This window comes from Nocardioides sp. CPCC 206348, assembly GCF_048654705.1.
Taxonomy (GTDB): domain Bacteria; phylum Actinomycetota; class Actinomycetes; order Propionibacteriales; family Nocardioidaceae; genus Nocardioides.
Map to the genome: position 1 here is coordinate 5,696 of NZ_JBMCZA010000187.1, position 4,904 is coordinate 10,599.

The following is a 4,904-nucleotide window of genomic DNA, read 5'->3' on the forward strand; positions in this document are numbered from 1 at the left end:
CAGCAGGTAGAGCAGGGCGCCGACCATGTCGTCCACCTTGCCCATCCGCTTGATGGCGAGCGAGTTGCGCACGATGTCCTTGGCGGCGTCGCCGGCCTGCGTGCGCGTGGCCGCGGTGTCCGTCGGCCCGGGCGCGATCGCGTTGACCCGGATCCGCTGGCCACCGAGCTCGTGCGCGAGCTGCTGGGTGAGGCTGTTCGTGGCCGCCTTGGCGAGGCCGTAGAAGCCCGAGTAGAGGTACGCCGCCGTACTCGACTGGTTGACGATGGCTCCCCCGCCGCGCTTCGCGATCTCGGGGTAGACCGCGCGGGTCATCACGAGGGCGCCGTCGAGGTTCACGCCCATGAACTTCTTGTAGTAGTCCCAGTCGACGGCGATCAGGAGGTTGAACTCCATCGCGCCGTAGATGGCGGCGTTGTTGACCAGGTGGTCGATCCCGCCGAACTCCTCGAGCGTCCTGCTCACCAGCGCTTCCGCCGACTCCGCCGACGACACGTCGACCGGGATGAAGACCGCCCGCCCACCCGACTCGTTGATGGCCGCGGCGACCTTGGCGCCGGACTCCTCGTTCATGTCGGCGACGACGACCGATGCGCCCTCGGCGGCAAGGGCCGTTGCGTACGCCTCGCCGATGCCCTGGGCCGCGCCGGTGACGACGACGACCTTGTCCTGGAACCTCATCCGTGTCTCCTTCATGCGGGTTCAGCAATCGTCTTCGTCTCGAGGTACTCCTCGAAGCCGGCCACACCCATCTCCCGGCCGAGGCCGGACTGCTTGTAGCCGCCGAACGGGGCGTCGGGGCTGAACCACACGCCACCGTTGACCGCGAGCGTGCCCGTGCGGATCCGTGCGGCCACTGCCTTGGCCCGCTCCAGCGAGCCGGAGTCGACCGAGCCCGAGAGGCCGTACGCCGAGTCGTTGGCGATCCGGACCGCGTCGTCGTCACCGTCGTGCGGGATGACCACCAGGACCGGGCCGAAGATCTCCTCCTGCGCCAGGCGCGAGGAGTTGTCGAGTCCGGCCACGACGGTCGGCTGGATCCAGTTGCCGGGCTGGTCGATGACCGCGCCACCGGTGGCGAAGGTCCCGCCCTCCTCCAGCGCGATGTCGAAGTACGCCGCCACCCGCTCGCGCTGCAGCGGCGAGATGACCGGTCCGCAGATCGCGCCGGGGTCGGTTGGGTCCTTGGCGCCGATGGACTCCATCGTCGCCGCGGCGACCTGCACCGCTTCGTCGTACTTCGCCCGCGGCACGATCAGTCGCGTCGTGAGCGCGCATCCCTGGCCCGCGTGGATGCAGGCAGCGAAGGCGGTGCCTCCGGCCACGGCAGCGACATCGGCGTCGTCGAGCGCGATCGCGGCCGACTTCCCGCCGAGCTCGAGGAACACCCGCTTCAGGGTGGGCGCGGCCGCGGCCATGATCGCCTTGCCGACAGCGGTGGAGCCGGTGAAGGACACCATGTCGATGCGGGGATCGGTGGCCAGCACCGCGGCCACGTCGTTGGAACTCGGCGTCACCACGTTGAAGACACCGGCCGGGATGTCGGTGTGCTCGGCCACCAGGCGCCCGAGCTCCGCCGCCACCCACGGGGTGTCCGGGGCCGGCTTCAGGACGACGGTGCAGCCGGCGGCGAGCGCCGGACCGATCTTGGCGAGGTTGATCTGGGTCGGCACGTTCCACGGCGTGATGGCCGCGACGACACCGATCGGCTCGCGTCGTACGGTGCGACGGGAGGGGATGCCCATGGGCTCGGCGACGCCGAGGTCGGTCTCGAACTCGTAGGTCTCGGCCAGGTCGGTGACCCACTTCAACGACTCGACCGGGACGTCGAACCCGGCCGCCATCATCATGAAGCCGGGCATGCCGACCTCGGCCGTGGTCAGGGCGCGGAAGTCGTCGGCGTTGTCGAGCAGCGCCTGGTGCAGCTGCCGCAGGCAACGCACGCGCAGCTCACGATCGGTCGACCACGTCGACTCGTCGAAGGCCCGGCGCGCGGCGGCGATCGCGGCCTCCATGTCGGCCGCCGTACCGTCCGGTGCGCGACCGATCTCCGCACCGGTGGCCGGGTTGAAGATCGGGTACGACGAGCCGTCGGATGCCGCGACGAGCTTGCCGTCGATCAGCTGCTGGGCAGCGGGAGTGCTCATCGCGCGCTCCGGTCTCGAGACGGTTGCTGCGCAACCTCCTCGACCTGCGGAGGGGCCTGGGTGACGTACTGACCGGCCTCGACCGGTGGCGGCCACACGGTCGAGGGGATGTCCTTGAGGTGGTAGTGACCGGGCACCTCGTGGCCGAAGACCGACATCCGCTTCAACAGCGTGTCCGAGGCCTTGTCGGCCTTGAGGATCTCCATGAACGTGTGGGTGGTCGACGGCATGTCGAACCAGTCGCGCTGCCAGGCGATCTTGACCTGCCCGGCGTCGGCACCCGTGGTCTGCCGCTCGACGCCGAACCAGGAGCCGCCGATGCCGAGGATCTCGTACTCCTCACCGGTCTCGTCGTTGGTGATCCCGGACCGCTGCTTCCAGAAGCCCAGCACCATCGACTTCTTCTCGTCGATCATCGTGCAGACGTAGTCGTAGTGCCAGCCGTCGAAACCGTCCATCTCGATGCCGATCGCCCAGTCCCGGATCTGGTCACGACCGACCGCCATGAAGTGCTCGTCGTGGCTGTACATCCAGCCGTAGGTGGCGTCCTCGGCGTACCAGTCGGCCATGACGCGCCAGTCGCCGCTCTGCTCGGCGCGGCGGTTGACGTCGAGCCAGGAGTCCCAGAACTCCTCGATCTCGGCCCGGCTCAGGGCGGGGGCCAACGATGGGGTCGGGTCACTCATGGGTCAGTCCTCTTCGATCGAAAGGGCGAAAGCGGGGCAGTACTTCACAGCGGTGGTGACGTCGGCGCGACGCGACTCGGCAGGGTGTTCGTCGAGTACGACGACCGCGTCGGCGTCCTCGTCGAACCCGAAGACGTCGGGCGCCTCGCCCTGGCAGAGCTGGTGGCCCTGGCAGATCCCCGTGTCGGCGACGACCTTCATGACGCACGCCGGCGGTAGCGGACCCTCGCGGGCTGGGCGAGCTGGATGACCATCTTGGAGACGTCGTCGCGGTACGAGTCGAGCGGCTGCACGGCTTCGAACTCGAAGTCGCGCAGGATGACCGAGAAGATCGCCTTCATCTGCATCATCGCGAACGCGTTCCCGACGCACCGGTGCTTGCCGGCGCCGAACGGGATCCACGTCCAGCGGTTCTGGAGGTCCTCCTGGCGCGGGTCGACGTACCGGCCCGGGTCGAACTCGTCAGCCTTGGGGAAGTCCTCCTCGATCCGGTTCGAGACGCGTGGCGACGCGGCGAGGACGGTGCCGGCCGGGATCGTGTGGCCGAGCAGGTCGAAGTCCTCCTGCACGAGCCGCATCAGGATGACCAGCGGCGGATGCAGCCGCAGGGTCTCCTTGAGCGTGGCCTCGAGGACCGGGATCGACCGCAGCGCCTGGAAGGACACCTCGGGCGCGGTGCCGTCGGCGTCCGGGGCATACAGCGCGTCCAGCTCGGCGACGACGTCCTGCATGACCGAGGGATTGCGGAGCAGCTCGATCATCGCCCATGACGCCGTGCCCGAGGAGGTGTGGTGGCCGGCGAACATCATCGAGATGAAGATGCCGGTGATGTAGTCGGCGTCCATGCCCACGGCGATCAGCACGTCGAGCAGGTCGCGGTCCTCCTTCGGCACCTCGCCCCGTGCGATGCGGGCGTCGAGGATCGCCTGCACCTTGGCGACGAGCTCCTCACGGGCCTCGTCGCGCAGCCGGAAGTTCTCGATGTCGGCGTACGGGTCGACGTACGCGATGGCATCGGTGCCGTGCTCGAGCTGGTGGTAGACCGACGCGAAGGAGCTGTCGAGCTGGTCGCGGAACGGCTTGCCGATCAGGCAGGACGAGGTGGTGTAGATGGTCAGCTCGGCGAAGAAGTCGAGCAGGTCGATCTCGCCCTCGTCGCCCCAGTCGGCGACCATCCTGCGGATCTCCGCCTCGATGGTCTGCGCGTGCCCGCGCATCATGTCGCCGCGCAGGGCCTGGTTCTTCAGCATCTGCTGGCGCTCCTCGGGCGAGGCGTCGAAGACGACGCCCTTCCCGAAGATCGGGGTCATGAAGGGGTACGCCGCCGCCTGGTCAAGCACGTTCTCGGGAGCCCGGAAGAAGGCCTCGTTGGCCTCGGCACCGGTGACCAGGACGACCTCCTTGTCGGCCAGCCGGAACCGGCCGATGTCACCGCATTCCTCGCGGACCCGGTGGAACAGGGTGATCGGGTCGACCCGCATCTCGGGGAGGTGGCCGGTGCCCTTGATGATCGCGGGCACCGACGGGTCCTGGTCGTCGAGGACGACCGACACCGACGGAATGGCTTCGAGCGTCATCTCTTCTCCAGTGGTGCTTCGGGGTTCACGTCGACCGGGCTGATGTGCACGCCACGCGGCGCGCTGACCACCGTGACGATCGCGTCCGCGATGGCCGTGGCCTTGAGGAAGTGGGAGTGCCGGGCGTGGCCCCACTTGATCCACTCAGTGAGGACCTTCGCCCCCGCCTCCGCGTCCCAGTCCGAGCCCATCTCCGACCAGGTCGGACCCGGGCGCACGACCGATGCCCGCACGCCGGATCCCTCGAGCTCCATCTGCAGCGCCTCGACCAGGCCCTCCAGGCCCGACTTGGTCGCACTGTAGCCGCGCATGAAGGGGCGGGCCCGCAGGGCCGTGTCGGAGGAGACGAAGACCAGGTCGCCACGCTGCCGCTCGACCATCCCCGTGCCGAAGGCACGGATCAGCCGGTGGGCGCCCAGCACGTTGACGTCGAACTCCGCCGCCAGCTGCTCCGTGGTCGACTCGATCAGGCCACCGGGACCCAGCAGTCCCGC

Annotated in this window: 6 protein-coding genes; all 6 read right to left on the bottom strand. The window is 68.9% G+C overall.

All coding sequences use genetic code 11. The features are described from left to right. On the bottom strand, positions 1 to 681 hold a 681-nt coding region (locus tag ACOADB_RS15425; protein ID WP_378600285.1), incomplete at its 3' end, for an SDR family oxidoreductase. Between the two features lie 11 nt (positions 682 to 692). Further along, positions 693 to 2,147 carry an aldehyde dehydrogenase gene (locus ACOADB_RS15430; RefSeq protein ID WP_378600287.1) on the bottom strand — a complete coding sequence of 485 codons (1,455 nt, stop codon included), beginning with the start codon at positions 2,145 to 2,147 and terminating at the stop codon, positions 693 to 695. Beyond that, a complete protein-coding gene (locus tag ACOADB_RS15435) occupies positions 2,144 to 2,833 on the bottom strand; it encodes a hypothetical protein (protein WP_378600290.1) in 690 nt (229 codons plus the stop codon). The genes ACOADB_RS15430 and ACOADB_RS15435 overlap by 4 nt, the downstream gene beginning before the upstream one ends. Positions 2,834 to 2,836: 3 nt before the next feature. Continuing rightward, complete coding sequence (locus tag ACOADB_RS15440) at positions 2,837 to 3,034, bottom strand: ferredoxin (protein WP_378600292.1); 198 nt, start codon at positions 3,032 to 3,034, stop codon at positions 2,837 to 2,839. Beyond that, the gene (locus ACOADB_RS15445; RefSeq protein ID WP_378600294.1) at positions 3,031 to 4,410 is read right to left on the bottom strand and encodes a cytochrome P450; all 1,380 of its coding nucleotides are present in this window, start codon (positions 4,408 to 4,410) and stop codon (positions 3,031 to 3,033) included. The genes ACOADB_RS15440 and ACOADB_RS15445 overlap by 4 nt, the downstream gene beginning before the upstream one ends. Next, on the bottom strand, positions 4,407 to 4,904 hold a 498-nt coding region (locus ACOADB_RS15450), incomplete at its 5' end, for an SDR family NAD(P)-dependent oxidoreductase (protein WP_378600296.1). The genes ACOADB_RS15450 and ACOADB_RS15445, both read right to left, overlap by 4 nt.

What these genes read in the sequence shown, in the direction of transcription:
- ACOADB_RS15430 (WP_378600287.1), bottom strand. Translation starts at nt 2,147, where the DNA reads ATGAGCACTCCCGCTGCCCAGCAGCTGATCGACGGCAAGCTCGTCGCG.
- ACOADB_RS15440 (WP_378600292.1), bottom strand. Translation starts at nt 3,034, where the DNA reads ATGAAGGTCGTCGCCGACACGGGGATCTGCCAGGGCCACCAGCTCTGC.
- ACOADB_RS15435 (WP_378600290.1), bottom strand. Translation starts at nt 2,833, where the DNA reads ATGAGTGACCCGACCCCATCGTTGGCCCCCGCCCTGAGCCGGGCCGAG.
- ACOADB_RS15445 (WP_378600294.1), bottom strand. Translation starts at nt 4,410, where the DNA reads ATGACGCTCGAAGCCATTCCGTCGGTGTCGGTCGTCCTCGACGACCAG.